This window comes from Methanoregula sp. (genome assembly GCF_049510175.1).
Taxonomy (GTDB): domain Archaea; phylum Halobacteriota; class Methanomicrobia; order Methanomicrobiales; family Methanospirillaceae; genus Methanoregula.
In genome coordinates, this window is sequence record NZ_JBEKZF010000036.1 from 1 (window position 1) to 1,211 (window position 1,211).

3 protein-coding genes are annotated in these 1,211 nt (G+C 52.6%); all 3 read right to left on the reverse strand.

Features of this window, described 5'->3' with window-relative positions:
* Positions 1 to 244: hypothetical protein (locus ABSG49_RS12230; RefSeq protein ID WP_424026412.1), on the reverse strand; the 244-nt coding region annotated here is incomplete at its 3' end.
* A gap of 80 nt (positions 245 to 324) precedes the next feature.
* Positions 325 to 846, reverse strand: coding sequence for a hypothetical protein (locus ABSG49_RS12235; protein WP_424026413.1), 522 nt, complete (start codon positions 844 to 846; stop codon positions 325 to 327).
* Positions 843 to 1,211, reverse strand: a 369-nt coding sequence (locus ABSG49_RS12240) for a hypothetical protein (protein ID WP_424026414.1), incomplete at its 5' end; no start/stop codon positions are given. The genes ABSG49_RS12240 and ABSG49_RS12235, both read right to left, overlap by 4 nt.

Consider the following 1,211-nt stretch of genomic DNA (forward strand, 5'->3'; position numbering starts at 1 on the left):
GATTGCTCGCAACCGTAGGATCCCACTCAATATACTCAATATCGACATCCACTTGGAAGTTGTACTGGTACTGCTGGAGAATCAGGTTCGATCCCCATCCGCGAGCGAGTGCGGTGTCGTGCTTAGGCGTGATCGTTACATTCTGAATCGCGAGAACTGCGGTAGCTGCCGGTGTTCCACCGGTTCCTGCCACCGTCAGAGTTCCTTGATTCGAGAAAAATGTTCCCGGTGCTGCTGCTGTCATATCGGTTTCAACCTCTATTACTGATACAATAGAGATAGAGGGTAAATAAAGTTAACTTGTTATAGTGAAAGAAAAGTTGTTTATGGTGCGGTCTGCAGCATGACCTTGATCGTGATGATCCCGCCGGCTATGATATTCCCTTTATCGTCGAAGTATCCCATCTCCGCGTCGCCTTCCGAGATCCAGCCGGCTCCTTTCTGAGACGATCCGAATGTGTAAAAGATATACGCACCGGTGCCACTGAACAAGTCAACCGTATTGAACAGAGCCGTCAGAATGTTCCGGCGTTGTGTCAGGCCGGCGGCAGAGTTCAGATCGGCAACTGCGGCCTCGTAATAGCCCATGATCGAGAACTGGAACTCGTGCAGGACAGAATCACAACCCTGCTGCATCTTGAAGGAATCCTTGCCGTCAGCCATGGGGATCACGTAAAGGATCGGGAGTTCCAGAAGTCCGTCAGCGACTTTAAACGGTTTGTCGTCCCGCTCGTAGATGGTCACGGTTGACATTCCGGTCGGAGTGATTGCCGCCGCGTTGGTTGTCAGGACCGCTTTAACTGCGTCCATGAAGGCGAAGATCTCAGCTTGCGATGAGGAGGTCATAGTTTCACCTTAAACCCTGCATTCTTCAGCATCTTGGCGAACTCCGATTGCGCCGCGCCGCTCATGTCCCAGACCTGCACACCTTTCTCAACGCCTTTCTGGACCTGCTGATCGAGCCATTTGTTGAAGATCGGGACAAACGCTTCATTCCCGCGCCGGAACCGGACCTGACGGAACCCGGGCCCAGCGTGATTGAAACTGCCGTATCGGTCATAGAACTTCATCAGCTTAGGGAACGAGTTATAGAATCGCGTGCCGTCCGTCAGCATCCAGAACACATTCCAGCCCCCGACATTCTTCTTGTTACTGACCACAAGGAGTTCACTGTCGGGACCGGTCTCCGTCCGGGTCTGGTACTGCGAATA